At 43.4% G+C, this 26401-nt stretch carries 24 protein-coding genes and 1 other annotated feature; of the genes, 16 read left to right on the forward strand and 8 right to left on the reverse strand.

Annotated features, from left to right (window positions below; translation table 11 throughout):
* Positions 1 to 299: 299 nt before the first annotated feature.
* From pnp to celB, 3 genes are all read left to right on the forward strand, one after another.
* Complete coding sequence (gene pnp, locus A5870_RS02295; protein ID WP_086291667.1) at positions 300 to 2417, forward strand: polyribonucleotide nucleotidyltransferase; 2118 nt, start codon at positions 300 to 302, stop codon at positions 2415 to 2417.
* Between the two features lie 218 nt (positions 2418 to 2635).
* Positions 2636 to 4036, forward strand: a complete 1401-nt coding sequence (locus A5870_RS02300) for a glycoside hydrolase family 1 protein (protein WP_086291668.1) — start codon at positions 2636 to 2638, stop codon at positions 4034 to 4036.
* Positions 4037 to 4038: 2 nt separating this feature from the next.
* Positions 4039 to 5379, forward strand: coding sequence for a PTS cellobiose transporter subunit IIC (gene celB, locus A5870_RS02305; RefSeq protein ID WP_086291669.1), 1341 nt, complete (start codon positions 4039 to 4041; stop codon positions 5377 to 5379).
* Between the two features lie 84 nt (positions 5380 to 5463).
* On the opposite strand, the gene A5870_RS02310 is transcribed toward celB, so the two are convergent.
* From A5870_RS02310 to mvk, 5 genes are all read right to left on the reverse strand, one after another.
* The gene (locus A5870_RS02310; protein WP_086291670.1) at positions 5464 to 7386 is read right to left on the reverse strand and encodes a heavy metal translocating P-type ATPase; all 1923 of its coding nucleotides are present in this window, start codon (positions 7384 to 7386) and stop codon (positions 5464 to 5466) included.
* Between the two features lie 294 nt (positions 7387 to 7680).
* Positions 7681 to 8721, reverse strand: a complete 1041-nt coding sequence (fni, locus tag A5870_RS02315) for a type 2 isopentenyl-diphosphate Delta-isomerase (RefSeq protein ID WP_086291671.1) — start codon at positions 8719 to 8721, stop codon at positions 7681 to 7683.
* A complete protein-coding gene (locus A5870_RS02320) occupies positions 8718 to 9800 on the reverse strand; it encodes a phosphomevalonate kinase (protein WP_086291672.1) in 1083 nt (360 codons plus the stop codon). The genes fni and A5870_RS02320 overlap by 4 nt, the downstream gene beginning before the upstream one ends.
* A gap of 36 nt (positions 9801 to 9836) precedes the next feature.
* Entirely contained in the window at positions 9837 to 10835 is a 999-nt protein-coding gene (mvaD, locus tag A5870_RS02325) for a diphosphomevalonate decarboxylase (protein ID WP_086291673.1), read from the reverse strand.
* Positions 10828 to 11760: a mevalonate kinase gene (mvk, locus tag A5870_RS02330; RefSeq protein WP_170924045.1), complete on the reverse strand. Its 933-nt coding sequence runs from the start codon at positions 11758 to 11760 to the stop codon at positions 10828 to 10830. Before mvk ends, mvaD begins: the two co-directional genes overlap by 8 nt.
* Before the next feature lie 305 nt (positions 11761 to 12065).
* Here mvk and A5870_RS02335 point away from each other — a divergent pair, with 305 nt between their 5' ends.
* Together A5870_RS02335 and A5870_RS02340 are read left to right on the forward strand one after the other, a co-directional pair.
* Entirely contained in the window at positions 12066 to 12710 is a 645-nt protein-coding gene (locus A5870_RS02335; protein WP_170924107.1) for a deoxynucleoside kinase, read from the forward strand.
* Between the two features lie 90 nt (positions 12711 to 12800).
* A complete protein-coding gene (locus tag A5870_RS02340) occupies positions 12801 to 13706 on the forward strand; it encodes a magnesium transporter CorA family protein (RefSeq protein ID WP_086291675.1) in 906 nt (301 codons plus the stop codon).
* Here A5870_RS02340 and A5870_RS02345 read toward each other — a convergent pair.
* Complete coding sequence (locus A5870_RS02345) at positions 13703 to 14338, reverse strand: pentapeptide repeat-containing protein (protein WP_086291676.1); 636 nt, start codon at positions 14336 to 14338, stop codon at positions 13703 to 13705. The two genes, A5870_RS02340 and A5870_RS02345, sit on opposite strands and share 4 nt — an antisense overlap.
* 332 nt (positions 14339 to 14670) lie before the next feature.
* On the opposite strand from A5870_RS02345, the gene nox reads away from it, so the two are divergent.
* From nox to A5870_RS02380, 5 genes are all read left to right on the forward strand, one after another.
* The gene (gene nox / locus A5870_RS02360; RefSeq protein ID WP_081117741.1) at positions 14671 to 16005 is read left to right on the forward strand and encodes a H2O-forming NADH oxidase; all 1335 of its coding nucleotides are present in this window, start codon (positions 14671 to 14673) and stop codon (positions 16003 to 16005) included.
* 99 nt (positions 16006 to 16104) lie between these two features.
* Positions 16105 to 16228 (forward strand) — a sequence feature (ribosomal protein L20 leader region).
* A gap of 47 nt (positions 16229 to 16275) precedes the next feature.
* Positions 16276 to 16797 (forward strand): translation initiation factor IF-3, encoded by a 522-nt coding sequence (gene infC, locus A5870_RS02365; protein ID WP_005228103.1) that lies wholly within the window; start codon positions 16276 to 16278, stop codon positions 16795 to 16797.
* A gap of 60 nt (positions 16798 to 16857) precedes the next feature.
* Positions 16858 to 17058 (forward strand): 50S ribosomal protein L35, encoded by a 201-nt coding sequence (gene rpmI / locus A5870_RS02370; protein WP_003128650.1) that lies wholly within the window; start codon positions 16858 to 16860, stop codon positions 17056 to 17058.
* A gap of 63 nt (positions 17059 to 17121) precedes the next feature.
* On the forward strand, positions 17122 to 17481 hold the full coding sequence (gene rplT / locus A5870_RS02375) for a 50S ribosomal protein L20 (protein WP_010749133.1): 360 nt from the start codon (positions 17122 to 17124) through the stop codon (positions 17479 to 17481).
* Between the two features lie 194 nt (positions 17482 to 17675).
* Positions 17676 to 19295, forward strand: coding sequence for an ABC transporter ATP-binding protein (locus tag A5870_RS02380; RefSeq protein WP_086291679.1), 1620 nt, complete (start codon positions 17676 to 17678; stop codon positions 19293 to 19295).
* A 23-nt stretch (positions 19296 to 19318) separates the two neighbouring features.
* On the opposite strand, the gene A5870_RS02385 is transcribed toward A5870_RS02380, so the two are convergent.
* Complete coding sequence (locus tag A5870_RS02385) at positions 19319 to 19894, reverse strand: helix-turn-helix transcriptional regulator (protein WP_086291680.1); 576 nt, start codon at positions 19892 to 19894, stop codon at positions 19319 to 19321.
* A 548-nt stretch (positions 19895 to 20442) separates the two neighbouring features.
* Here A5870_RS02385 and A5870_RS02390 point away from each other — a divergent pair.
* From A5870_RS02390 to A5870_RS02415, 6 genes are all read left to right on the forward strand, one after another.
* A complete protein-coding gene (locus A5870_RS02390; RefSeq protein ID WP_016609843.1) occupies positions 20443 to 21042 on the forward strand; it encodes an MptD family putative ECF transporter S component in 600 nt (199 codons plus the stop codon).
* The gene (locus A5870_RS02395) at positions 21039 to 21740 is read left to right on the forward strand and encodes an energy-coupling factor transporter transmembrane component T (RefSeq protein WP_086291681.1); all 702 of its coding nucleotides are present in this window, start codon (positions 21039 to 21041) and stop codon (positions 21738 to 21740) included. The genes A5870_RS02390 and A5870_RS02395 overlap by 4 nt, the downstream gene beginning before the upstream one ends.
* A complete protein-coding gene (locus tag A5870_RS02400; RefSeq protein ID WP_086291682.1) occupies positions 21737 to 23173 on the forward strand; it encodes an ABC transporter ATP-binding protein in 1437 nt (478 codons plus the stop codon). The genes A5870_RS02395 and A5870_RS02400 overlap by 4 nt, the downstream gene beginning before the upstream one ends.
* A 141-nt stretch (positions 23174 to 23314) precedes the next feature.
* Complete coding sequence (locus A5870_RS02405) at positions 23315 to 24022, forward strand: response regulator transcription factor (RefSeq protein WP_086291683.1); 708 nt, start codon at positions 23315 to 23317, stop codon at positions 24020 to 24022.
* Entirely contained in the window at positions 24012 to 25370 is a 1359-nt protein-coding gene (locus A5870_RS02410; protein WP_086291684.1) for a sensor histidine kinase, read from the forward strand. Before A5870_RS02405 ends, A5870_RS02410 begins: the two co-directional genes overlap by 11 nt.
* Before the next feature lie 107 nt (positions 25371 to 25477).
* Complete coding sequence (locus A5870_RS02415; protein WP_086291685.1) at positions 25478 to 26116, forward strand: PepSY domain-containing protein; 639 nt, start codon at positions 25478 to 25480, stop codon at positions 26114 to 26116.
* Between the two features lie 68 nt (positions 26117 to 26184).
* On the opposite strand, the gene A5870_RS02420 is transcribed toward A5870_RS02415, so the two are convergent.
* Positions 26185 to 26355: a hypothetical protein gene (locus A5870_RS02420; protein WP_008379536.1), complete on the reverse strand. Its 171-nt coding sequence runs from the start codon at positions 26353 to 26355 to the stop codon at positions 26185 to 26187.
* Positions 26356 to 26401 lie beyond the last annotated feature (46 nt).

The following is a 26401-nucleotide window of genomic DNA, read 5'->3' on the forward strand; positions in this document are numbered from 1 at the left end:
GCAGATGATGAAACCTACTAGGCGAGGGAAACGAGCGTAGTGACCAAGCAGCGGAATCACTGCGACGGCATTGTCGGCTAAAACAGCTGATGCAGTCTGACAGGTGATCTCGAGCCATCTAAAAAGTGAAACACCGAAAGAGCGGCCTTTTGACTGGTGAATCAAAAAGCGTAGCTAAAAAGAATTTTGGGTCCTTGTAAGCAGCATCCTACTAACCAAATGAAAGCAGCGGAACGACATTCCGATTTTTTCATTTGTTTAGTAGTGACTTGCTGGGATCCGATGAAAAGGAGCAGAACATGACAGAAAAACAAGTATTCAAAACCACTTGGGGCGGCCGCCCATTAGAAGTAGAAGTTGGCCAATTAGCCAAACAAGCAAACGGAGCTGTATTGGTTCGTTATGGCGATACGGTTGTCCTAAGTGCAGCGGTTGCATCTAAGGAAGCAAAAGATAGCGACTTTTTCCCATTAACAATCAATTATGAAGAAAAAATGTATGCCGTAGGGAAAGTACCTGGTGGCTTTATCAAACGTGAAGGACGTCCAAGTACGGAAGCAACCTTGACTGCCCGCTTGATCGACCGTCCGATCCGTCCAATGTTTGCGGAAGGTTTCCGTAACGAAGTACAAGTAACAAACATCGTAATGAGTGTTGAACAAGATTGTACGCCAGCAATGGCGGCAATGTTAGGTTCTTCTTTAGCATTGTCTATTTCAGATATCCCGTTTGACGGACCGATCGCTGGTGTTGATGTTGGTCGGGTCAATGGCGAGTATGTCTTGAATCCAACAGTAGAACAAGCAGAACAAACTGATATCGAATTGACAGTAGCTGGAACGAAAAAAGCTATCAACATGGTTGAATCAGGAGCGAAAGAAGTTTCTGAAGAAGACATGTTAGGTGCGTTATTATTCGGTTTTGATGCTATCAAAGAATTGGTTGCCTTCCAAGAAGAAGTTGTCGCAGCTGTGGGCAAACCAAAAATGGAAGTCAAACTGTTACAAGTAGATGCTGACTTGAAAAAAGAAATCTTCGACGGCTACTACCAAACAATGAAAACTGCTGTTATGACTGAAGAAAAATTGGCTCGTGAAGACGAGATCGATAAAGTCAAAGACACAGTGAAAGAAGTGTATGCAGAAAAATTTGCTGGACATGAAGAGGAAGCACAATTCTTGAAAGAAGTGAAACAAATCGCGGAAGATCTTGAAAAAGATGTGGTTCGCGAATTGATCACCATCGATAAGATTCGTCCGGATGGCCGTCAATTAGACGAAATCCGTCCATTGGCATCAGAAGTTGGCTTATTGCCACGTGTTCATGGTTCTGGTCTATTTACTCGGGGACAAACCCAAGCATTGTCTGCTTGTACATTAGCACCTTTAGGCGAACACCAAATCATTGATGGATTAGGGGTTGAAGAATCAAAACGGTTCATCCACCATTACAACTTCCCTCAATTTTCTGTTGGTTCGACTGGTCGTGCCGGCTCACCAGGACGTCGTGAAATCGGTCATGGTGCATTAGGCGAACGTGCCTTAGCACAAGTGATTCCTGATGAAACAGACTTCCCTTACACAATCCGTCTCGTTGCAGAAGTATTAGAATCAAATGGTTCTTCTTCTCAAGCAAGTATTTGTGCTGGAACTTTAGCATTGATGGATGCAGGGGTACCAATCAAAGCACCAGTTGCAGGTATCGCAATGGGACTTGTATCTGATGGTGAAAACTACACAATCTTAACTGATATTCAAGGCTTAGAAGATCACCTTGGCGATATGGACTTTAAAGTTGCTGGAACCAAAGATGGGATCACTGCGTTACAAATGGATATCAAGATTCAAGGAATCACTGAACAAATCTTGACAGAAGCATTAGATCAAGCGAAAAAAGCACGGATGGAAATCTTAAATGAATTGACATCAACATTGGCTGCTCCTCGTGAAGAGTTAAGCCAATACGCACCGAAGATCGAAATGATCCAAATCGATCCTGCGAAGATCAAAGATGTAATCGGTAAAGGCGGCGACACCATCAATGGCATCATTGATGAAACTGGCGTGAAAATCGATATTGATCAAGACGGAAAAGTTTCGATTGCTTCTGCTGATGCAGAAATGATCCAAAAAGCTATCAAGATCATTGAAGAATTGACGAAAGAAGTAAAAGTTGGCGAAGTGTACCTTGGGAAAGTTGTCCGTGTTGAAAAATTCGGTGCGTTTGTCAACTTGATCAAAGGCAAAGACGGCTTAGTTCACATTTCACAACTTGCGAACGAACGGGTCAACAAAGTAGAAGACGTTGTCAAAGAAGGCGACGAAATCTTAGTGAAGGTCACAGAAATCGACAAACAAGGCCGTGTGAATCTTTCAAGAAAAGCACTATTGAACGAAGATAAAGCAGAACAAAAATAAGCTGCTACTTCTAAATTATCGCATTGAAAAGCAAAGTCTAGGAAACTAGACTTTGCTTTTTTTTGTCTAAGTAGCAGCTCTTCAAAAGGGTCTTACTTGACAGGAGTTATTTTTTGCTTTAGTGCGAAAAATAAGAGATAATTCAGAATATTGTCTTTGCCATGCAAGCAATAATTCTAAGATGTTAAACGCATCTTATTTAGGATAAGGAGTACGATATGAAACAAACATTTCCAACTGATTTTTTATGGGGAGCATCGATTTCCGCTCACCAAACCGAAGGGGCATATCAAACCGACGGCAAGGGGCTGAGTGTCCAAGATACTCGTCCAAGAGACAACCACAAGATCGCGGATTTTACTGTGGCTGTCGACCATTACCACCAGTACAAAGAGGATATCGCCTTGCTAGCAGAAATGGGGATCAAAATTTTCCGTTTTTCGATCGCTTGGTCGCGAATTTTTCCAGAAGGGCGCGGTACTATTAATCAAAAAGGATTGGATCATTACAGCGATGTCATTGATGAATTGCTGAAACACGGCATTCAGCCCTTTGTAACGTTGAACCATTTTGACTTGCCGCAAGCATTGGAAGACGAAGGCGGCTGGACAAAACGCAGCACCGTTGAGGCATTTGCCGCATACGCCAAAACGCTGTTTACAGCCTATGGGGATCGAGTGACGCACTGGCTGACGATCAATGAACCAAATATCATGCTGTTGGTGGATCAAAAAATATTAGGGAAAAAGATTCCATTATCAGAAAAATACCAGCAATTTCATCACCTGATGATTGCTGAAAAATATGCCTTCGAAGCGTGTCATGAAATCGTTCCGAATGGCAAAATCGGACCGGTGCCGAATATTTCGTTGGTCTATGCGGCAACTAGTCGGCCAGAAGACAATCAAGCAGCATTGTACTTCAACAGTGTCCGGAACTGGGCGTACCTTGATTTCGCCTGCTTCGGTCGTTACAATACGGTCTTTCAAGATTATTTGAACCAAAACGGCCTCACGATTGACTTTGGTCCGGAGGATGAGGCGTTGATGAAACGGGCTCTGCCTGACTTTGTCGCAATGAACTTCTACACCACGGTGACAGTGGAGCAGCCGACGGAAACTGGAGACATGAAAAACGGCATCAGTGATCAGCAAAGTGAAGACATTATGGAGCGTGGTTTTTACAAAGGGTTCACCAATACGTTCTTGAAGAAAAATGCCTTCAATTGGACCATCGATCCCTTAGGACTGAAAACGACGTTGCAAACACTTTATGATCGTTACCACTTGCCGATCATCATTACTGAAAACGGCTTAGGGGCCGAAGACCATCTAGAAGCAGATGGCACGGTTCATGATCCGTACCGAATCGATTATTTGTCGCAGCATATCAATCAATGCTTAGCCGCGATCAATGCTGGGGTGGATCTGATCGGATACAGTCCGTGGTCTGCCATTGATTTGATCAGTGTACACGAGGGGATTCGAAAACGGTATGGCTTCATTTACGTGGATCGCAATGATGCACAGGAAAAAGAACAAAAACGAGTGAGAAAAGACAGCTTTTATTGGTATCAAAAGCTGATTGAAGAAGGGGCTATCCCTTCGTTGGAGGAGTAACGATGACAAGTGTTTTTACCTTTTTAGAAACGCGTTTGATGCCGCCTTTGAATAAGTTGGCGAATTTACGCTTTATTCGCGCAATCATGCAAGCAGGGATCATTACGGTCCCTTTTACGATCGTCGGATCGATCTTTTTGATCATCAATAATTTACCGCAGATCATTCCACCACTGGCTGGCTTTTTCGAACAAACGATTTTACGATTTTCACCGCTCTATAGTGTCGTGACCACGATGTCTGTCGGCTCGATTGCTGTTTTTTATTGTTTAGCAACAGGGTATTATTTAACTGAGATTTATCATAAAGAAGAGCATTTGACTATGAGCAGTTTTGTAGGAGCGTTATTAAGTTTGTTTGCCTTTTTAATGACGATCATTCAGGTCGATATCACAGATGGTACTGCACAATTGCTACAATCAGAAAGCGAAACCGCCATTGTTTACAATGGGGTCGCTTTAGGCGGTTGGATCACTCGCTTCAGTGGAGTAGGGATCTTCATCGGGATTATCACCGCAGTACTTGCTACGTCAGTCTATCGTTTTTGTGTAAAAAGAAAGATCACCATCCAGATGCCTGAAGGGGTTCCTGATGGAGTCAGCAAAGCATTTGCGTCATTGATCCCAGCGATTTTGATTGCCTTTTTGATGGTGGCGATCAATGGAGTACTGGCGGTTTTCCACACGGATCTTCACGGATTGCTGTCCAAACCCTTTGAATTCGTGAAAGAGTTGACGGGTTCTTGGTTAGGGATCATCGTGATTATGCTCCTTATCCACCTCTTATGGGCAGTGGGGGTTCATGGGACGGCAGTTATTAAAAATAGTTTCATCAATCCCATTCTATTGGTGGCTCTAACGGAAAATATCGATGGTGCCAATAATATTTTTGCTGGGGATTTCGTGAACATGTATATTTTTATGGGCGGCGCAGGAAGTACACTTGGATTGGTTTTATTGATGCTGTTTGTGGCAAAATCGCAACAACTCAAAGTCTTAGGAAAAGCAGCAATCTTACCGGGGCTTTTTAACATCAATGAACCAGTGATCTTCGGGGCACCGATCGTCTACAATCCGTATTTGATCATCCCCTTTATCGTAACTCCTATGATCAATGTGACGATTGCTTACTTTGCTAGCTCGTTTGGCTTTGTCGATAAAGTCATTACGGGAATTCCCTGGATTTCACCAGTCGGAATTGGGGCGTTTTTAGGAACCGGCGGTGATTTCCGAGCCATCCTGATCGCTTTGATCAACTTAGGGGTTTCCATTCTCTGCTATTATCCATTCTTTAAGATGTACGATGGCAAACTCTACACGGAGCAACTTGCCAATCAAGTATAAGTAGAAAAAATACAGTAAAAATGCCCATTGTTGGACTTCTAGTGAAGTGCCAACAATGGGCGTTTTTGCTAGTGCAAATAGTGGTCACGTATGCAAAGACTGTTGATACAAGACACAATCATCGCAATCTTTGCGGGTTGGTTTGGCTTGCTGGGGTGTTTCTTTGTGTAATGGCAAAAGCATACGCAACCCGTTTAAGATAACTAAGATCGTGCTTCCTTCATGACCCACGACCCCTAGAGGTAGCGTGAGAAATTCAAGGAAGTTTGAAGCGATCAGCAACAAGATGACACTGATAGAAAAGACGATGTTTTGTTTGATGATCCGCTGTAATTTTTTAGCCAAACGGTGACTGTCGACCAAGCGCAGCAAATCATTTTTCATCAAGACGATGTCCGCCACATCCATTGCGACGTCGGTTCCTTCGCCCATCGCGATCCCCACACTTGCGGTCGCTAAGGATGGAGCATCATTGATCCCATCACCGACCATCGCATTGATTTGGTAGGTTTCTTTCATTTCTTTGATCCGAGTGGTTTTCTCATCAGGCAGGCAATCACTTTCGTAGTCAGACAAGCCGATTTCTGCGGCGATCACTTTGGCAGTACCTAAATGATCACCCGTCAGCATCGTCGTGTGAATTCCTTGCTTATTGAAGTAGGCAAGACTCTCACGAGCTTCAGGACGGGGCTGATCCAATAGTGCTAAATACCCTGCTAATACACGGTCACGATTGATATAAATCAAGGTTTTACCGGCTGCTTTCAATTCTTGAATGCGGGTTTGCTCACTGACAGCAACAGAGGTTAGATCGACTTCTTTTCCAATCGTCCAATGGGCAGCTTGGTAAGTGGTGGCTAGACCGACGCCCGCTTGTTCTTCCACTGCTAATTCCAATGGTCTTTCATCGTGGAAATACGCCAAGATCGCTTCAGCCAATGGGTGATTTGATTGTTTTTCCATCCCAACAATCAGTTGGGGGATAAAGGGTTCATCCAGCAACAGGTGGACATCAGTGACAGCAGGTTTGCCGCGAGTCAGCGTTCCGGTTTTGTCAAAAGCGATCGCTTTGACATTGGCAAAGGCATCCAAGGCTTGTCCGCCTTTGCATAAAACGCCCAAACGAGCAGCGTGAGAAATGGCTGCTAACGTCGCAGGAGTAGCAGAGGCGACTAAGGCACAAGGGGATGCCACTACTAGTAAGACCATGCCACGATAAAAACTTTCTTGGAACCCCCAATTCGTGAAAAACGTACACAAAACGATCATTAGTGGGACTGCGATCAAGACGATTGGCACATAGATCCGTTCGATTTTCTCTATCAGGGTCGCCGTTTGACTTGGCATTTGCTGTGCTTCTTCCACCAATTGAATGATTTTTGCAAAGCGGGTGTTTTCACTCGTTTGAGTAACTTCAATGTACAATGGCTGTCCGAGGTTGATGGTTCCCCCAAAGACTTCACTGCCTAAACGTTTCTCGACAGGAATGGATTCGCCACTGATAGCCGCCTCATCGACGCTGCTGTTTCCTTGGATCACGATACCGTCGATTGGGATCGCACTGCCTTTGGCCACCATAATCGTATCTTTTAACTGAAGGGCTTCGACTGGTACTTCGACGAGCTCGCCAGATTCAATCATTTTTAAGGCAGTCGTTGGTTGCAGTGCCATTAATGAACTAATTTCTCGGGTACTTTTGTTGGTCGTATATTCCTCAAGGGCACCGCTCAAACAAAAGATAAAGGTCAGCATCGCCCCTTCAAACCAATGACCAATGATACAGGCACCAATGGCGGCTAACGCCATCAGCAAATCGACGTTCAACCGTTTGTCGTGCACCAATTCTTGCGTGCCTTCCCAGGTTTGTTTCCAACCCCCGGCAAGAATCGCTAACAGATAAGGGACAAAGCTATAAGGAATGGAAAAAGATGCCATAAGAAAGCCAGTTGCCATCAATAGCAAACAAGCGATCGTTGAAAAAACAGCCGACGATTCGGATTTACTCATAAGAAATGCCTCCTTTTGAATGTAGTCTAGGGATGAAAAACCGATCCTTTTCTCAAGAAATAATCGATTGTTCCTCCCTCAACTTGAGCATAGCACATTCGAAACCAAGATGGTAAAAAAACAACGTACCTGATAATGAAAGTGATTATCAAGTAGCGATTAAATAACATTTATGCCCGGATTGTAAATGGAGAATCCGTTATTATAGAAAAATAAACACAAAAAAAGTAGTACAATAAAAAACGAATTGTACTACTTTTGCTTGTTCGATGTGGTAGTCAGCGACTGGATCGCTTAACGCAAACTATACTTTGCTAAGGGAATCTGACGTGCTTCACACCACTCTTTGACAGCACCAGAAAAAATCAGCTGGATCTTGGTGAGGTCTTTGGTACTTGTCTGTCCTGCCATAGTGTAGAGCAGCTGTAGCTGTTCCTTCCATGATTGCAAGGTGGCGATGGTTTCTTCTTTGCCTTTTGACAAAAGCAGCACGAGGATCGTGGCGGATAGTCCTACGCTATCCGCACCAAGGCAAAGCGCTTTGAAGATATCGTAAGCATCCCGAACCCCGCCTGAAGCGATGCGGGTAAAGGGCTGTTGGATCTCGTTTGCTTCCAGCAAGGAAATCACGGTGGATTGGCCGAAGGTATCAAGATACGCCAATTCACGTTTTTTCCGGCGAGCATTTTCGATTTGAGTAAAACTTGTACCGCCGCTGCCAGCAACATCAATGGTTTGTACGCCAATCGCCAGTAACTGCTGAATCGTTTCACGAGACATCCCAAAGCCGACTTCTTTGACGACAACAGGAACGGCAACGGAAGCAATCGTTTTTTCCAATAAGGACAGCCATTGGCTAAATTGACGATCGCCTTCGGGCATCACTAATTCTTGTGGTGCATTAAGATGGATCTGCAAGGCGTCGGCGCCAAACAGTTCTACTGCCCGTTGTGCATTTTCAACGGGACTGCCCGCACCAATATTGGCTAATAAGAAGCCGTCAGGATTGGCTTTGCGGACGATGCGGAAAGAGTCAGCGACACTTGGGTCTTTTAAGGCAGCCGAAACAGAGCCGGTTGCCATCATCAACTCACAGGCTTGTGCGATCTCTGCTAACTCTTGGTTGATTTTTAAGGTTTTTTCACTGCCGCCCGTCATGGCATTGATGAAAAAAGGGCTGGAAAATGAGCGATCAAAGACAGTTGTCGCAATCGACACATCAGCCACATCAATTTGTGGAAATGATTGGTGGACCAAGCGAACTGCATCAAAATCGTTGCTGTGTTCTTTATGGAACGCTTTTGCTAAGGAAACATGTTCATCTTTTCGATTCATGATAGGTCCTCCCGGTAATGGTAAACATGCAGCGGCAATGGGGTGATCTCGGCTTTTTCCCACGCACTCATCAATGGTAAAATACCGGTTTTTTGGTCAACGATCACGATGCCGCAATCGCCGCCGCCGGCACCGGAAGATTTGGCTGCGCCACAATAATTTTCTGCTAGATCACAAAGCTTTTTAAGTGCGGGGGTTTCAATCGGTACACCAGTCAGTGCAGACAACTCCCGCAGGAGCTTTCGATTTTCCGTGATCATTTTTTTGATCGTGCGACTGTCTTCATTTAAGAAGCCGTCGATCAATCGATTGACGCAGTCTTTGCTGGCTGTTAAAAAGGCAGCATAGGCGTTTTCTTTTTCTTCTTTGGATTGATAGACTTGATCCACTAAATCAGAAGTAGAGGCAGGAGAGCCTGTCCAGCCAATCAGCAATCGAAGAGATTTCGGAACCGTCAAGGGACGGATCGATAATCCTGGCCAATCGAAGGCAATCAATTCTGTTAAGGTATGTTCTTTTTGTTTGGCTAAGACCCAATCGTGGTCGAAGGTTGAAAAAGCGATCCAGCCGCCATAGCAAGAGGCCGCAATATCACCGCAAGACCCATTGCCTTGAACAGCGAGATGGGCAAGAGCCGCAATTTTGAATTGGGTCAACCGATCCATTTCCATTTGATAGTACAGATTCAATGCTTTGACTGTGGCAACAGTCACGGCGCCGCTGGAACCAAGGCCATATTTGCGGCCGTTCGAGTTATCCAGTTCACTGGTCACTTTTAAATCGTAAAAGGAAAGGGGGATGCCTTTTTCTTGGGCATATTTTTCCGTCAGACGAATGGCTGCCAAAATATAGTGGAAAGGATTATCCCGATGGTCTAAGACTAATTCGCCTTTGCGACGCGTCCAGCGAATCGGCAGGTCGCTGTATTGGGCAGACTGGATGCTGCCGTTTTTACGGGCCTCTTCCACAGTGACCGTAATAAATTGGTCAACGGCAACGATGATTGCAGGATGACCAGGTTCGACAACCGCGTATTCACCAGCAATAAATAGTTTTCCGGGAACGGATAGTTCAATCATTTCGACACTCCTAATCGATGGCTTCTTAATGGCTTCTTAGTTGATGGCGGAAGATTCTTCCACCGGTAAAAAGGCTAATCCTTTACCCGCATGAGCAGTTACTAATTGTTCTGAGGCAAAGTGAGCACTTAATTCACGTAAAATCGTTTGTTCTTCTTGTTTTTGGCATAAAACTTTGACATTGGGACCAGCATCCATCGTGAAATAGCAAGCCAATCCTTTTTTTCGCAGCATTCGGACACATTCCATAGCTCGTAAAGATTCAGAAGACCAATAAGTAAAAGGTGGTTCGGCGGCTAAGGTCGTTCCATGCATTTTCAAGGCGTTTGCCTCGGTCGTTTCACCTAAAGCAGTAAAGTCTTTCTCGGCAATCGCTTGTTTCATTTTCACGAGATCGGTCGCAGTTGCAGTAAGCCAACCCGGATAAAAGCTCGAGGTTTCAACGGTTCGGCGCATTCCCTCACGACTGGAGACTTCTTTGGCTTGTGCGCTGATCAAAATAAAGATCATACTCAATTCTTCTTCCCAGCCATTCGACGTCACTTGGGTGGCAAAAGAAGTCTCATCGGTACCTTGATGCCATTCAGCAAAGCCGCCGTAGATACTCCGACACGCCGAACCAGAACCGCGACGGGCCAAACGTGATAACTCTTGCTCCGACAAGTTTAAGTCCAGTGCTTCACTACAGGCACCCGCCAATGCCGCTAATCCACTGGCAGAAGAGGCAAGTCCGGCAGCGGTTGGAACAAAATTTTGACTTTCCACCGTGGCATACCACGGGCAGTCCGCTTTTTTTCGTACCAGATCCAAAAAGTCCGTAACTTTTTTGGTGGCAGCGTCTGTTTGCACCACGCCATCCAGCGTAAAGCGATCCTGCGTAAAATCGGGTGAAAAAGCCACCGTTGTTTCTGTGTAAAAGGCATCGAGGGTCAGGGACAAACTATTGTTCATCGGTAAAATGAAGGTTTCGTCTTGTTTTCCCCAATACTTGATCAATGCGATATTCGTGTAGGCGCGAGCCTTTCCCTTATACATGTTCATAAACTCCTAATCCTTGTATCCATGCCGCACGAGCGCCATCGGACAATAAAATACGGCTGATATTCTCAGCCTGTTCCTTCGTTTTGGTTAGTGCGATCATACAGCCGCCCCGGCCCCCGCCGGTCAGCTTTGCCCCGTAAGCCCCGTGTGCCAACGCTAAGGAAACCAACTGATCCAGTTGCTGATTGCTGACCCCTAACTGCTGCAGGGCCTGATGGGCATTGTTCATGCTTTCGCCTAATATTTCTAATTGATTGGCAATAATTGCCTCTTTGGCTCTTTTGGTTTCGATCCCTAAACGCTGGATCGCTTGACTAGCCAGCTGCTTGCTGGTTTCAAAAAGATGGGCGACACTTTTGACAGCTTCTCTCGTTTGCCCTTTTATGCCAGTATCAGCGACAAGCAAATAACCGTCGATCGTGAGGGGAAACGAAGTGATGGGATGCCCTTTGATGAAGTAAATGGCATCCGTCCCACTGGCTGCCGCAGCATCGATCCCGCTAGGATTGCCGTGAGCGATTTTTTCAGAAAAGTTGACATAGGTCATCAATTCTTCTTTTGTAAAGTCTTTTTTGATCCAATCAAAAAAAGCGCGAGTCAGTGCAACAGCGACCGCCGCGCTAGAACCCATTCCCCGTTCAGAAGGGATGGTGCTGACGATGGAGGTTGCAAAAGGATCCGTGTGGAAATCTTGTTGCAGACGATGCAGCAAGTCTTTGACATTTTTTAAGTGGCTGGGGACTTCTTCAAGCAGACCGTGATAGTAACTTGAAATCAAGGTGTTTGTTTCATTTGCTGTGATCTCGACTTGTACTTTTGCTCCCGCAAAAGGGAAAGCAATTGCTGGTTCACCGTAAACAACTGAATGTTCACCCATTAAGATGATTTTTCCTGTAGCTATGCCAGTACCAATTGACATTATTTTCCTCATTTCTCTAGGGAGCTTACCCCACATGATTCATTTATCGTTTGTCAGTCAATTGTAACTATCTCCTGACGAAAACACAATTTAATTAAAGATCCTTTCCTATTTTACTAGAAGAAGGCTCTTTCGTTAAGCATTCCGTATGAGATTTCAAAAAAAAGCAAAAATCTTTAAACTTTTATTGAAAAAAATCTTGATCTGTGCTTCAAAAGTTTCAGTTGACGGCACAAGATATAGTATTGTATAGTTGGTATCGCAAAGGCAACATACAATATTTAGTGATGAGTGAGTTGGGGGATATGAGCGTGATCGTATTAGCAGGAACGATTGGTGCCGGTAAATCAAGTTTGACCGCATTGATCGCCAATCATTTTGGCAGTCAAGCCTTTTATGAATCGATCGATGACAATGAAGTGTTACCATTATTTTATGCAGATCCAAATAAATATGCGTTTTTACTGCAAATCTATTTCTTAAATAAACGATTTGAAAGTATCAAGCAAGCCATGAAAGATGACAATAACGTCTTGGACCGTTCCATTTATGAGGATTCACTGTTGTTCCATTTAAATGCGGACCTTGGGCGAGCAACCGATACCGAAGTCAAAGTCTATGATGAATTGTTAGCCAATATGTTAGAAGAGCTGCCGTATGCAGCCCACAAAAAGCATCCAGATCTCTTGGTGCATATTCGCGTTTCTTTTGAAACGATGCTGGAGCGTATTGAAAAACGCGGACGGGAATACGAACAATTGACCTTTGATCCTTCGTTATACGACTACTACAAAGAGTTGAACAAACGCTATGATCAGTGGTACGAAAAATACAATGAGAGTCCAAAAATCCAGATCGATGGCGATCAATTCAATTTTGTCGAAGACCCACAAGCGGCACAGGCCGTTTTAACAATGGTGGAAGAGGCCTTGAAAGACGCCCGTAAATAAGTAATAGCCGATACAGCCAGGAAAGTCCTTTGATTGGGCTTCTGGCTGTTTTCTTTTATAATAGAAGAAAGCAAGAGTGGAGGATGGATTGTGGAAAACAAACATGTCTTTTATGACGGAAACTATGAATGGATTCAAGTCGACCAACAAGACGCAAAAAGCGTGATGGCACTGCAAAAACAATATCATTTGTCTGACGAGATGCTTACGTACTCTTTAGATAAAAACGAACGCGCACGGGTCGAATATGATGCCGAAGAGGAAGCATTGCTGCTGGTTTTCAATGTACCTCAGCAAGAAAAGCGTGACAATCATTTTGAGACCAGCCCGATGACGTTTATTTTAAAAAGGAAGCAACTCTTTACTTTTGCATCCCACAATACCCGTTATGTGATTCCAATGATGGAGCGCTTGATCCTGCAAAACCCGCTGCAAACGCCCATTCATTTTTTGTTTCAAAGCTTATTCTTGATTTCTGGCACGTTTTTTCCGCTAGTCGAAGAAGTCAATAGTGAGCGGATTCGCTTGAATCAGCGACTACGGGAAAAAACCACCAATAAAAACCTGCTGCAAATGTCTGATTTGGAAGTTGGACTGGTTTTTTTAGTCTCTGCTACGAAACAAAATGCGGTCCTCTTGGAGCAGATCAAAGCGTTATCCATTTATCGTTTGATGGATGATGACGAGCGGGAACAGCTGGATGATGCCCTGATCGAAGCCAAACAGGCAGTGGAAATGACGTTGCTGGCTTTTCAAATTTTAGAGCAACTATCTGGAACCTACAATAATCTGTTAAACAATAACTTGAATGATACCATGAAGTTTTTGACTGTTTGGTCCCTCTTATTGACTGTGCCTTCCATCGTGACCAGTTTCTTTGGCATGAATGTTCCGCTGCCTTTTACCAATAGTATTTTCGGTTGGGGCATTGCCTTGCTGATTAGTTTAGTGTTATCCGTCTGGATGTTGATTGCTTTATGGCGCAGAATTCGTTAGTCGATCACCAAACCTAGACCGGCGGCGATGACCAAGGCTTGTTCTTGATCGACTGTTAGTCCCCGCAATTGTTCAAAGGACAACGCGATCTTTTGAAATTGATTGGTCCGAAAATCTAGAGTTGCTAATTTTGTGTGAAACCAGTTGCTATTGTTCAACTGGTTTTCTTGTAGCGACAAGTGTTTCCAATCCATCTCATAAAACTCACTGTCGTTTAGTTGGCACTGACGAAACAGCATCGTCCGTAAATTGGTATTGCTAAAAGAAGCAAAGTTCGCCACGCAATCTTCAAAGGTACAGTCACGGAAATAGCTTTCCGCAAAATTCGTACCAGTCAATTTACACTGTTTAAAGTGAACCCGATGAAAGCTGGCACCAAAACATTCCAGATTAGAAAAATCGCAGTTCTCAAAGAGGACATTTTGGCATTCCCATTGACTCAAGCGTGTTTTTTGCATCGTCACTTTCTTGAAATGACATTGCTTCAAGATGAGGTTTTTGCAAGCATCATAGCTATAGTCACCGCCTTCGAAGAAAGCACCTTCGAAAAGCAGTTCTTCTTCTAAATAAAAATCCTGTGGCTCTAATGCCGACAATAAGGGCGGTAGTGGCAATACGATTTTTTTCTTCATCAAGATCCCATCCTGTATGTTTTTCTCTCAGTATAACACGGCGAATCGATGCCACGATAGTTACGAAAAAGCGGTGGGGTATTGTGAAATTTATTCAATCGGTTTGCAGAATGCTTTTATAACAAGGAAAACCTTTGGTTTTGAATACATATTTTTTCACAATATTTTTACTTGCAAGACGAAAATAATTTTGATATAGAAACTTAACCCGCAGAAAGTGACGTATATCAACGGAAAACTGTCACAAATTTTTAAAATCGCGAAAAAGTTGATAGTTTTCAAATTCACAAGCGAGCTATAATGACAATGTAAACAAAAGGAGGAAATTTTCCATGACAAAAACAGTTATTATCGGTGCAAACCACGCGGGGATTGCTGCTGCCAATACACTATTAGATAACTACAAAGACCAAGAGGTTGTAATGATCGACCGTAATACAAACTTAAGCTACCTAGGTTGTGGGACTGCTTTATGGGTTGGACGTCAAATCGATTCATACGAAGGTTTGTTCTATACAAAACGTGAAGATTTTGAAGCAAAAGGTGCAAAAATCCATATGGAAACAGTGGTTGACCATATTGATTTTGAGAAAAAAGAAGTACACGCTGTGACCAGTGAAGGTGAAACGATCGTTGAATCTTATGACAAAGTTGTCATCGCAACTGGTTCTGTTCCGATTTCACCAAAAGTACCTGGACGTGACTTGAAAAACATCCATTTCTTGAAAAAATTCCAAGACGGACAAACGGTTGATAAAGAGTTAGCCTCAGAAGACGTGAAAAACGTTGCCGTTATCGGTGCTGGTTACATCGGTGTTGAAATTGCTGAAGCAGCAAAACGCCGTGGCAAAAATGTGTTGCTTTTTGATGCAGCGACACGGGCATTACCAAACTACTACGACAAATGGTTCACAGAAGATATGGACAAAAACTTAGCTGACAATGGCATTGAATTGCATTTCGGTGAATTAGCACGTGAATACAAAGGAACAGAGAAAGTAGAAGCAGTTGTAACAGACAACGGCGAATACCCAGTTGATCTAGTGATCAACGCGATCGGTTTCTTACCAAACAACGAGTTAGGCAAAGATCATTTGGAATTGTTTGCTAACGGCGCGTACTTAGTGGACCGCCATCAACGGACAAGCGATGCAGATGTTTACGCAGTCGGTGACTGTGCAACTGTGTATTCAAATGCTTTGCAACAAACCACTTATATCGCATTAGCAACGAATGCCGTACGTTCAGGGATCGTCGCTGCCCATAATATCGGCGGAACGTCTCTAGAATCAACGGGTGTTCAAGGATCAAACGGGATTTCGATCTTCGGCTACAACATGGTTTCAACTGGCTTGTCAGTCGAAGCTGCCGAACGTAATGGCATGAAAGTGAAATACTCTGATTACGAAGATACCCAAAAACCAGGCTTCATGAAAGAAAATGCGACAGTTAAGATCCGCATCGTCTATGAAGAAGAAACACGCCGCATCGTTGGTGCACAAATGGCGTCACGTACATCTGAAATCGCAATGGGCATCCACATGTTCTCACTAGCGATCGAAGAAGGCGTAACGATCGACAAGATGAAGCTATTAGATATCTTCTTCTTGCCTCACTTCAACCAACCATACAACTACATCACGATGGCTGCGTTGAAAGCAGAATAAGAAACACGAAAGTCGGAGCGTATACTCCGGCTTTTTTTTGAAACAATCATGAAAACTGTTGACAATAAGAGGGGAAAGCAGTATACTATAAAAGTTGAGAAATAAAAGCAGAAGCACCCGCTTCTCGCCTGAGTGAAGATATCGCTGGGCAGAATAGGATTCCTACCATTTATTTGTGTGGAGTACGTGCGGGTTCGTGAAGAACTCGTTTTTTTATTGTCTGATTTCGAATCGACAAGCTTTTCTTTCTCTCAAAAAACTCGGAGGTGAATGACCATAGCAAAGGATATGATGGTAAACGACGGCATTCGTGCACGTGAATTGCGTTTGATTGATCAAAACGGCGAACAACTTGGTGTAAAGAGTAAAGCTGAAGCATTGCAAATTGCAGAACGAGCAAACCTTGATGTGGTATTGGTGGCACCAAATGCTAAGCCGCCAGTAGCAAGAATTATGGATTACGGGAAATTCCGCTTTGAGCAACAGAAAAAAGACCGTGAAGCTCGTAAGAAACAAAAAGTAATCAACATTAAAGAGGTTCGTTTAAGTCCAACGATCGACGTCAATGATTTCAACACAAAATTGCGTAATGCACGTAAATTCCTTGAAAAAGGGGACAAAGTGAAAGCTTCGATCCGTTTCAAAGGCCGTGCCATTACCCATAAAGAAATTGGTCAGAAAGTGTTAGATCGTTTGGCGGAAGAAACTGCTGATTTGGCAACTGTTGAGCAAAAGCCAAAAATGGATGGCCGCAGTATGTTCTTAGTATTAGCACCAAAAAACGATAAATAATGACTCACTGAGTTTCAGTTTAAAGTCAGATAACGAAAGATTTTGAGGAGGAAATTAGTTATGCCAAAACAAAAAACACACCGCGGATTAGCAAAACGCGTAAAACGCACTGGCGGCGGCGGATTGAAACGCTTCCGTGCCTTTACCAGTCACCGTTTCCACGGCAAAACAAAAAAACAACGTCGTCAATTGCGTAAAGCTTCAATGGTTTCAGCTGGCGATTACAAACGTATCCGTCAACAACTAGCACGCATGAAATAATTGCGTAACCCAAGCTTCACGTATACAAACAATTATCGATTTTCATATTAGGAGGAATTATACATGGCACGTGTTAAAGGTGGAACAGTAACTCGTAAACGTCGTAAAAAAGTGCTTAAATTAGCAAAAGGTTACTACGGTTCTAAACACACTCTATTTAAAACAGCAAAAGAACAAGTAATGAATTCATACAACTACGCATACCGCGATCGTCGTCAAAAGAAACGCGACTTCCGCAAATTGTGGATTGCTCGTATCAACGCAGCGGCTCGTATGAATGGCTTAAGCTACTCAAAATTGATGCACGGCTTGAAATTAGCTGAAATCGACATCAACCGCAAAATGTTAGCTGACTTGGCTGTAAACGATGCAGCAGCATTTACTGCATTAGCTGACCAAGCAAAAGACGCTTTAAACAAATAATCAATCGTTGGCAACAACGTTAGCCCCGCTCTTTGAGCGGGGTTTTTTTGTTTTTCTCGATGACCGAGGAATGGTTTCTCACTATCTTTCATACGGTTCTTTCCATTAAGCGAAAAATAGATTATACTTTTGAAAGCGGTTATTTTATTTATCTCACGACTTTTTCACGAACACTGCAGCAAAAGGAGCTTACGATGGCGATTGATTTATGGCGGCATTTTAAAAAAGGATTGACGGTATATATTGGGATTGGAATTGCGGTCTCATTTTTGAGTGCCGCGAATGTTTTTTATTTTCAAAAATTACTCGATTCATTTGGTAAGACACTTGATTGGCCAGTTGTTTTTATCTATGGGTTAACGCTAGTACTGGTACCACTTTTGTCCTATCTCGAGCAGAAACCAAAAACAACATTGTACAACAGCATGTATTTCTATCTCAAAGAACAAGCTTTAGTGAAAATCAGCAAGATTACCTATTCCGAATACTTACAGATCGGCTCTGGAGCACTCTTACAGAAAACCGAAGCGGGAGCAACGGCAGGCAGAAATATCCATTTGAATTTTTATGGACGCTTGTTTAAAGAATTGCTTCCCGAAACACTGTTTAACTTAGCTTTTATTGCTATGATCGATAAAAAATTGATTCCAGCGATCCTTATAGGCTATCTAGTGGTGTTTATTGTGACCAATTTGCTTTTGAAAGTTTTACGCTCTCTCAAAGAACGTGCGCTAGTTTCAGAAGAAGCCATGAACAGCACCTTTATCCGCGGATTAACGGAAATGGTCACGTTTCGGATCAATAAACGGTTTGAAAAAGAGATCGCACAATATAAAAATATGTCTGCTGACACAACAGAACGTTTGACGAAAATGACGATGATCCATGAGTTTTTCTTTGGTTTTTTTGCAGTTTTAGTCGCATTGATCAAAGTCGCAATTGTGGTATTGGTATTTACAAATCAGATTACGGTCAGCTTGGGCGGGTTAGCAGCATTGATTATTTATGTGGATCGAATCTACACGCCTGTTGCAATATTTAACGTGATTTTTGTTCAATACAGCTTAGATAAAGTTGCCTTTGCACGGTTAAATGAATTTTTCTATCTGCCAGATGACAAAGCTTTAACGCAAGGAGATGCTTTGTCTGAGACCATCAACTACATCACAGTTAAGGATCTATCCGTCATACTTCAAGAAAAGAAAATTTTAACCGATAGCACACTGGAGCTGAAGCGGGGAGCGATTTATGGGTTAGTAGGAGAAAGTGGCGCAGGAAAATCAACGCTGGTCAAAACGATTTTAGGCTTGTATCAGCCGACGACCGGTGCAGTTCTGATTAATCACAAAAATTTGGCTGCTTACAACTTAAATGATTACTATCAGCATATCTTTTATCTATCGCAAGATGCGCCAATCTTCCAAGGAACGTTGAAAGAGAATATTATTTTTGATAAGGAAATCGCAGACGAGGAAATCATAGCGGTATTAGAAAAATGTCAATTAGGCTTATTCTATCAGGGACTCATGGGAGGACTGTCTGCTGAAATTGGAGAAAAAGGAGCCAACCTTTCTGGTGGGGAAAAACAGCGAATCGCTTTTGCCCGATTATTTTTCTCAGACGCAGAAGTCATTGTTCTTGATGAAGCCACATCTGCTTTAGACGAAACAACAGAAGAAAAGCTTTTTGCAGCGATCAAAGACCAATTGAAAAATAAACTAGTCATTATGATCACCCATCGCCCGAAAAATTTGATTTATGCGGATGAGATCATTGAATTGAAAAAAACACAGGTTGTAGCGGCTTCATCATAAAAGCAGCTTCAACCTGTTTTTTGTCAGCGCATCAGTAAATGCGGCAGTGTACTAAGCCATGCGATGATGCCAACAATCAAGGCAAAGACCACGACGATGACGGTTTTTGAGAGGAAATCTTTTTTGATGTCCCGCTTTTTCCTAATGGCATCGAGGTCTTGATTTTCCATGAAGGCAACGATCTCTTTATACGTTTTGATATTTTGGGTTTTCTTGATTTTTTCGATCTTCAATGCGGCATACATGGAGACGAGCCAAAAACATAGAGGAGGGGCAATCCACCAGTTTCCTGGTAAAAAGAGAGCAGGCCCAACAGATAATGCGGCCAACAATGTAAAGACCAACATTATTTTCGTGTAGCGATCCATTGCTGTTTTCTCAATCGTTTCTTTCATTTGTTCAACATCCCCTTTGACTAATTCATCTAAAGAAACATCAAATAGAACACTGAGCAATAATAAGTTGTGAACATCAGGATAACTTTTTTCATTCTCCCAATTTGAGATCGTTTGTCGGGAGACATAGAGTTTTTCTGCCAGCCCTTCCTGAGAGAGACTTAATCGTTCCCGATGTTTTTTTATTTGTTTGCTTAAGTTCATTTTATCCGCTCCTTCTACCATTAGTGTAGGACAATGTCTGCGTTCTAACGATCAAATGTCTTTGACAATGCCTTGAAATCAAGTGTCAAAATGTTTTTACAGTTGGTTTTATACTGTTTACATAGCACAACAGCATTGATTTTCTTCAACGAAAAAGCGACAGTCAGCTTGCTTATTGTTTTTTATAGAAGAACCTGCTGGTTTCTTAACAAAGAAAATGATGACGAGTCTGTGCTGATTTTTAGTGTTTGTCCTTATCTATTATTCATTAATTTCGCAAAGCTGGGAAGAGGAGAAAACAACTAAGCGTGTGAAAGCATCATTTTCCATTAGTGCATCTTTAAAGGTTCCTGTGTGTTGAAATGGAGCCATTCAGAAGACACCTCTGTTTGTTGGTTCCGTTCTAGAAGAAAATCGACTGTTGATAAGCATATCTCCCCCTAAAAACGTCTGCTTTGTGCTATACTGAGGCTTTGTAAAAATAAGTTTGTACAAGCAAGCAGCAACGGTTTTTTCATTGAGTGCTTGCGAGAAGGAGCGTATACGCAGTGAAAAAACTAAAGGTTCAAGATTTAATTGCAGTAGGGATCTATACAGCGATCTATTTTCTTTTAATGAGCGTCTGTCTATTGATTTTGCGTTTTGTGATCCCAGGTTTTCATAATTTATTTATTCCAGCAGTCACCGCTTTGTTTTCTGGCATTATCTATCTGATTTTATTGAATAAAGTACCGAAATTTGGCGCAATCACCATTATGGGTACCGTTGTAGGGCTCTTTTTTTTGATTTCAGGACATTTTCCATTGGCCTTTTTGCCCAATATGATTTGTGCCTTAGCAGCTGATTTGATCCAATACAAAACAAAGCTCAAAGAGAACGTTCGCGTACTGGCGAGTTATATCGTCTTTAGTTTTGGCTTGATGGGCCCGATCTTGCCCCTGTGGTTTATGAAAAATGCCTACATCGATTCATTAGTAGCTCGCGGAAAAGATGAAACCTACATTGCCGGTGTGTTTGCTCATACCTCCAATTTGATGTTGGGGCTTTGTGCATTGGCGGTTTTGATTGGTGCGGTGGCTGGTTTAGGTATCGGCAGTCGCTTGATGGAAAAACATTTTCAACCAACGATCCAATCGCATAAAGGGTGAGGAATGTGTCGAAAACAAGGTTTGATCCCCGCAGCAAATTAGCGGTGATTCTCTTTGCTAGTTTTACTATGATGGTGACCATCAGCTGGATCGATGAGTTTGCCTTTGTCACTTTCTTGCTGCTGCTATTTATAGTCAGCGGCTTTTGGAAAAAAGGCTTGCTGCTCTATGGCGTGTTTGTCTTGCTGACAATGGCAGATAGTTTTTTGTTTCGCCAAGGCAACCACGTACTAATCGTGTTGCTGGATTTCTTTTCCATCGGTTATCGCCGCTTATTGCCAACGATCATGGCGGCGGCTTTTGCCATTAGCGGGACGAAAAACAGTGAGTGGATGGCTGCGCTGCAAAAAATGCACGTGCCCAACGTATTATTAGTCCCGCTGGCAGTCTTATTTCGTTTTTTTCCCACATTGGTACAAGATTTCAAAAGTATTCGCCAAGCGATGCGCTTTCGCGGCATCTCGCTGTCGGCAGGATCGATCTTGCTTCATCCACTGCAAAGTGCGGAGTATTTTTTGATCCCATTACTGATGTCGGCTGAAAAGACCGCAACCGAACTGTCGGCTACGGCGCTGGTTCGCGGGGTAGCATCAGAAACTCCCCATACCACCGTCCACGAACTGAAGCTGCGCTGGTGGGATGGCTTGGTCTTTTTAGCATTAGGCGGCTTTATCGTGAAAAGGATGTGGCTTGGATGATCACATTAGAACAAGTGTCAGTGAAACGAGAAAATCGAACCGTATTATCTGAGCTCTCTTTGACGGTCGCAGCTGGGGAAGTCATCGTTTTGTGCGGCGCTAGCGGCAGCGGCAAAACGACCCTGCTCAATGTTTTGAATGGCTTGATCCCTGAGCTGTATCCTGCCGAAGTACAAGGGAAGATCCGTGTAGGCGAAACAGACTTGCCAGTTGCCGATTTCTCCCATTATGCCCAGACGATTGGCGTCGTCTTTCAAAATCCCAAGACTCAATTTTTCACCACGGATGTCTATTCGGAGTTGGCTTTTTCGATGGAAAATGCGGGCGTCGCACCAGAAAACATTCGGCAGCGAATCACCGAAGTAGCACAGCAGTTTTCCCTGACCCCATTGCTTGATGCTAGTGTCTTTGACCTATCTGGTGGGGAGAAGCAGCTGATTGCTCTCGCTGCAGCCACGATGTTGCCCCATGATGTGTTCTTATTGGATGAGCCTTCCAGTAATTTGGATCAAGAAGCGATCCAAAAGTTGACTCAAGGATTGGCTTCTTTAAAACAACAAGGGAAAACCATTGTGATCGCCGAACACCGCTTGGCGTATTTGGCGCCACTGGCAGATCGCTTCTGTCTATTAGAAGCAGGACGATTGCGGGCGTCTTATCCAGCAGCTCAGCTTTTGTCACTATCAGAGGAGGCAATTCACGAGTTGGGATTGCGAAAAGTAGGTGAGGCGGCATTGGAAACTCAGCACTGCCGAGAATCTTTGCCAGAAAAATCTGGATTAACGGCAACGCATCTGCAGATCAAGCAATCAAAACGCTCGGCAAACAGCAGAAATTGGGCGCTCAACTTGCCTGAACTACAATTGCCGACGAAGCAAGCTGTGGGGATCGTTGGACCAAATGGTGCTGGCAAAAGTACGTTGGTGCAAGCCCTGTCAGGATTGAAAAAATGCCCAGAAGCAGTATTTGCCATCAATGGACAAAAGCGGACCCAAAAGCAGCTGCTGCAGGAAAGCTTTCTTGTGATGCAGGATGTCAACTTGCAGCTGTTTTTTGAAACGGTGGAAAAAGAGCTGCTGATCAAAGCCCAAAACCCAGCTCGTTTTGAAGAAATTGTCTCATTGTTGCACTTAACACCACTCCTTGCCCGTCATCCACAAAGCTTGTCGGGTGGGGAAAAACAACGAGTTGCCATCGGCAGTGCCCTGCTTTCTGGCAAACGTTTGTTGTTTTTTGATGAACCAACGAGTGGATTAGATTTGCAGCAAATGGAGGAAGTCGCAAAACTGTTGCGAACAGTTGCTAAAGAAGTTGATTTATTAGCGGTGATCAGTCATGATTGTGAGTTTTTAGCTGAAACATGTCCTTACGTGCTTCAACTTGAAAAAGGAGAACTCGTTGGCACGTATCAGCTAGCAAAAAATATGGAATAAATGAAAGATGGAGTGGACCTTGGTTCATGCCGTCTTTTTTTGTTGAACATGAAAAAATCTTCATGATTTTTTTCTTTCAATCAGTTAGGAAGTTTCGAAAAAATCCGTTATGATAGAAGCAAAACAGGAGGAGGAGCGCATATGGCCTTGAAGATCTTGCTAGTAGAAGACGAAGAAAGTTTAGCCAGTTTTATTCAGACCGAATTGACTTTTGAGGGATATGACACGGTCTGGGCCAAAGATGGGCAAGAGGCATTGGCCTTGTTCAATCAGCAAGCAAATGCCTTTGATCTGATTTTATTGGATTGGATGCTGCCAATCTATGATGGCATCACAGTGGCGCGGCGGATACGCAAAGAAAGCGACATTCCGATTTTGATGATGACCGCCAGAAATCAAACCGCCGATGTGGTGACGGGGCTTGATGTCGGATTAGATGATTATTTAACGAAACCTTTTGAAATCGAAGAACTGTTTGCCAGAATTCGGGTGATCGATCGGCGGTTGCAACGAGAAGCCAAACAACAAAAGAACCAGCAAAACCAATTAGTGGCGGGGGAGCTGATGATGGACATCGCCAAGCACTTGGTTCAGGTTGCCGGTGAAACCATTGAGTTGACGCCCAAAGAGTTTGGGATTTTATATGAATTGATGAAAGAACCCGAGGTCGTCAAAACAAGAGATGACCTATTGAATGAGATTTGGGGTTATGAATACGACGGTCAAACGAATGTTGTAGATGTCTATATCCGTACACTGCGGAACAAGCTAGATGTTTGCGGCAAAGGCAAAATGATCGCAACCGTTCGAGGATTAGGCTATGTCTTGAGGACCGACCATGAAGAATAAGTCAGTCAACCAACGTAGAAAAACAGCCCAGTTTCAATTGACGAGCCGCTTTTCCTTGATACTCTTTGGTCTGTTGATTCTCTTCAATCTGCTGTTTATTCTATTGTCCGTAGGTTATTTGTTTGAACATATTGAAAATCGTGCCAGCAACATCCTTGAAGCCATCGAAAAAGGCGAGGCATCAGGGGATGCTTGGGACACTCTCGTCAATGCCTATGTTTCGGCAGATGAAGAAGACGCCCTGCAAGTGATCTTAGCCGATGGCAGTGTCGTTTCATCAGAAGATGCGGAAGAGATTTTTGCCGATATCAATCAAGGACGAGTGCTGCCATTTCTCGAAGACATCGTTTTTACAGAGGATGGCATCTATTACACGAAAACCCAAGAAGTCGATGGGGATCAGGTGACGATCGCTATCAACGGGGAGGATAGTGTGGAATTAGCCTATGGTCTCTTTATGATCAGCAGTTTCTTGAATCTGATCGCTGTTGTGATTGGCAGCCTGCTGATTTATTGGAGTGTCGGGAAATGGAGTCAGAAACTTACCGGCATGGCGCAAGAAATTGCTGCCATTGAACAAAGCCGAACAGGAGAACTGACGGTTTCTGAAGAGCCCATCGAGATTCGTTCGGTGGCCTTGGCTTTCAATAAATTATTGAAAGAACAGCGAGAGACGATTGAGCGGGAAAAACGGTTCGTTGCCGATGCTTCCCATGAGCTGCGAACACCTTTAGCTGCGATTCGCGGACATGTCCAATTGATCCAGCGGCGTGGAACCAAACATCCCGAAGTCATTCCTTCCTCAATGGCGTTTATCGACAAAGAGTCGAAGCGTTTGGAAACATTGAGCAATCAATTGTTGGACCTAGAAAAAAATCAATCCCAAGATGAAATGACCCTTGTTGATGTTTCCCAGATCGTCCGAGAAGAGTGTGAAAAACAAGCGACGATCGTTCCGCAATCGATTGAATATTTTGTGGAGAACCAATGTATGAAACGTGCGCATAAACGTGACTTCCAGCAAATCATCCAAAACCTGTTAGAAAATGCCGCGAAGTATTCACCTGCCGATCAGCCGATTCATGTGACCTTGACGCAAGAGCAGAGACAGATGTCTTTGACCGTCGCCGATTTTGGCATTGGGATTCCCGATGATAAGAAAGCCTTGATTTTCGAACGGTTCTATCGAGTAGAAGATTCTCGTTCCAGCCAGATTGCTGGTTCAGGCATCGGGCTTTCATTGGTAAAACAGCTGGCAGACACGTATCATGCCAAAATTACCGTGACAGACAATCAACCGCAAGGCAGTATCTTTAAACTTGCCTTTCCAAATGAAAGAGAAAGATGAAGATTTTTTTAGATTTTCTTCAAGCATTTTTGATTCTTTTTCATGAGGAACTTGTTATTCTAAATATATAGAAAAAGGGAATACACAAACAATTGGAGGAATGAAACATGAAAAAAACAACTATTTTATTCGGAATTGCCGCATTGGGATTATTGGCAGGATGTACACAAAACAACACTGGAAATTCAGAACCTGCGCAAAACAGCAGCTCAAGCACAGCAGTTGCCTCATCAAGTGAAACAACGTCGTCACAAGCAACAGACAGCTCTTCAAGCAGTGCAGCGATCGCCAACGGCGGCTTACCTACGGTGACCGTGGAAGAAGCGATCCAAGTATTCCAAGACAAATACCCAGATGCAGCGATCACTTCGATTGATTTGGATACTTCTTTTGGCAATTACTTCTACCAAGTAGAAGGCGTGGATGACACGAATGAGTTTGAATTAAAGATCGATGCAGAAACCAAAGAAACTTCTGAAGAAAGAACGGAAAAATTGGATGCCGATGAACAAAACGGTGTCAAAAAAGATGCCGATCAATTGGACCTAACCAACTTGCTTTCATTGGAAGAAATTTCTGATATCGCCGTGAAAGAAGCTGGCGGTGGTCAAGCAACAGATTGGTCATTAGACAAAGAAATGAATGTAACCTATTGGGAAGTCAAAGTAGAAGATGGCAACAAACAAACAGATGTGAAAATCAATGCCCAAACAGGTGAAGTACTAGAAACCGAATTAGATGACTAATCCTGTTTCGCAGTAAAAAAGATAAGCCGCTATCGTCTATGCGCAAAAGACGATAACGGCTTATTTCTTTACGTATGCTGTTTGACTTCAGTTAACGGTTTGACGCGACCACCAATTTTATCTGCAAATGCTTCGGACTGCTTCCGATCTTCAAAGACCCATAACTTGTCTGGAATTTTTTCACGAGTGCGACGACCATCTTTGCCAATGTAACCATGCAAAACTTTAATCACGTACATCGCCATCATCCTTCCCTGAAATTACTTTTGATTATACGAAAGCCGT

The organism is Enterococcus sp. 2G9_DIV0600, from assembly GCF_002140615.1.
GTDB lineage: Bacteria > Bacillota > Bacilli > Lactobacillales > Enterococcaceae > Enterococcus_D > Enterococcus_D innesii.